A 2,160-nucleotide genomic window follows, 5' to 3' on the forward strand; every position below is an offset into this window, starting at 1 on the left:
CCATTGTCATGCCGAACCTTGCGCCGCCGGTCACCACGGTTGACGCGGCCATTGCCTACCGCCAGCGCATTCTGGACGCGGTGCCCGCCGGGCATGATTTTACCCCCCTCATGACCTGCTATCTGACCGACACCCTGGCCGCCGATGAAGTCGAGCGCGGTTTTCGTGAGAACGTCTTTACCGCCGCCAAGCTCTATCCCGCTAACGCCACCACCAACTCAAGCCACGGCGTCACCCGTATCGACGCCATTATGCCGGTGCTGGAGCGCATGGAGAAGCTGGGCATGCCGCTGCTGGTACATGGGGAAGTGACCCACGCGGAGATCGATATTTTCGACCGCGAGGCACGCTTTATTGAGACGGTGATGGAACCCCTGCGCCAGCGCCTGCCCGGCCTGAAAGTGGTGTTCGAGCATATCACCACAAAAGATGCGGCAGATTACGTTCGTGAAGGCAACGAGCGGCTCGCCGCCACCATCACCCCGCAGCACCTGATGTTTAACCGCAACCATATGCTCTCCGGCGGCATCCGCCCGCATCTCTACTGCCTGCCGATCCTTAAACGTAATATTCACCAGCAGGCGCTGCGTGAGCTGGTCGCCAGCGGCTTTCAGCGCGCTTTTCTCGGCACCGATTCCGCCCCGCACGCCCGCCATCGCAAAGAGTCAAGCTGCGGCTGCGCAGGCTGTTTCAACGCGCCAACCGCGCTTGCCAGCTATGCAACCGTGTTTGAGGAGATGCAGGCGCTGGACCACTTTGAAGCGTTTTGCTCCCTTAACGGACCGCGTTTCTATGGGCTGCCGGTCAATGATACCTTCATCGAACTGGTGCGCGAAGAGACCCCGGTGATAGAGAGTATCGCCAGCGCAGAGGAAACCGTCATCCCGTTCCTGGCAGGTGAAACGGTAAACTGGAAAGTGAAAGGCTGATATTTTTCTCGCCCCCTGTTGTAAACGCCCGCACATAGCTGTATATATATACAGTATATTACACAGGGGGTCGTTATGCGTATTGAAGTGACTATTGCCAGAACTACATCGCTCCCGCCGGGCGCTATTGATGCGCTGGCGAATGAACTGTCCCGCCGTCTCAACCACTCTTATCCGGATCGTGATAATAAAATTACGGTGCGTTATGCCGCTGCGAATAATCTGTCTGTCCTTGGCGGCGCAAAAGAAGATAAAGCGCGCGTAAGTGAAATTTTGCAGGAAACCTGGGAAAGCGCCGACGACTGGTTTATGGATAATTAACTTTTTTGTGCATGTTTGCCGGGTCGCCCCGGCTTTTTTTGTTTTTATTTTAAGCAAAATTCTTAACGCCCTCCCTAACCTGCTTAAAAATAACGGTTAATCTCCCGCTTTTTTGTTCAAAAAAAATCAAATTGTCATAAAATTATGTTGCAGCATGTTATTTATTAGATCTGCAAGGGTAATCATTGATATACTGAAAAGGCTTCACAAAACACGCATTGAACCTCGAAAGTCGTTGTCTTTTAACACGCCATATGGGGGTTATGATGGAAAAGAATAATGAAGTCATCCAGACCCATCCTCTGGTTGGATGGGATATCAGCACCGTGGACAGCTATGACGCCATGATGCTGCGCTTGCACTACCAGACCCCAAACAGAGCCGCTTCAGATAACACCGAGGTTGGTCAGACGTTGTGGTTAACGACCGATGTTGCCCGTCAGTTTATTTCGATTTTAGAAGCGGGCATCGCCAAAATTGAATCAGGCGAGTACCAGGAAGATGAGTATCGCAGGCATTAGTGATAATGCTCAATATTCAACCAACAGGCACCCTCAGGGTGCCTTATTTATTTATCGCCTTGTTTAAATCCTGCCGGTTATTTACCCTCCTGAGTACGCATTAGCTGGAGAACGACATGAAATATGACCTGATAATCATTGGCTGCGGCTCGGTGGGAGCGGCGGCGGGCTATTACGCGACCCGCGCCGGGCTAAACGTGCTGATGACGGATGCCCACCTCCCCCCGCATAAAGAGGGGAGCCACCACGGCAATACGCGGCTCATCCGTCACGCCTACGGCGAAGGGGAAAAGTACGTGCCGCTGGTCATGCGGGCGCAACAGTTATGGGATGAGCTGAACCAGCAGAGCGGAGAAGCGGTATTTGAACGTACCGGCGTTATCAATATG

Annotated in this window: 4 protein-coding genes; all 4 read left to right on the forward strand. The window is 53.1% G+C overall.

Annotated elements, in window-relative coordinates; translation table 11 throughout:
• A partial coding sequence (gene pyrC, locus ENTHG_RS07870; protein ID WP_071825825.1) for a dihydroorotase occupies positions 1–929 on the forward strand: 929 nt, incomplete at its 5' end.
• A 75-nt stretch (positions 930–1,004) separates the two neighbouring features.
• Complete coding sequence (gene dinI, locus ENTHG_RS07875) at positions 1,005–1,250, forward strand: DNA damage-inducible protein I (RefSeq protein WP_044177625.1); 246 nt, start codon at positions 1,005–1,007, stop codon at positions 1,248–1,250.
• Between the two features lie 266 nt (positions 1,251–1,516).
• A complete protein-coding gene (gene bssS, locus ENTHG_RS07880; RefSeq protein WP_044177627.1) occupies positions 1,517–1,771 on the forward strand; it encodes a biofilm formation regulator BssS in 255 nt (84 codons plus the stop codon).
• 116 nt (positions 1,772–1,887) lie between these two features.
• Positions 1,888–2,160 (forward strand): FAD-dependent oxidoreductase (locus ENTHG_RS07885; RefSeq protein WP_044177630.1); only part of this gene is annotated, 273 nt, incomplete at its 3' end.

It is taken from the genome of Phytobacter massiliensis JC163, from assembly GCF_000321045.1.
Lineage (GTDB): Bacteria > Pseudomonadota > Gammaproteobacteria > Enterobacterales > Enterobacteriaceae > Phytobacter_A > Phytobacter_A massiliensis.

Excerpts from the sequence above, each read along its gene's own strand:
- bssS (WP_044177627.1), top strand. The coding sequence starts at position 1,517 with ATGGAAAAGAATAATGAAGTCATCCAGACCCATCCTCTGGTTGGATGG.
- dinI (WP_044177625.1), top strand. The coding sequence starts at position 1,005 with ATGCGTATTGAAGTGACTATTGCCAGAACTACATCGCTCCCGCCGGGC.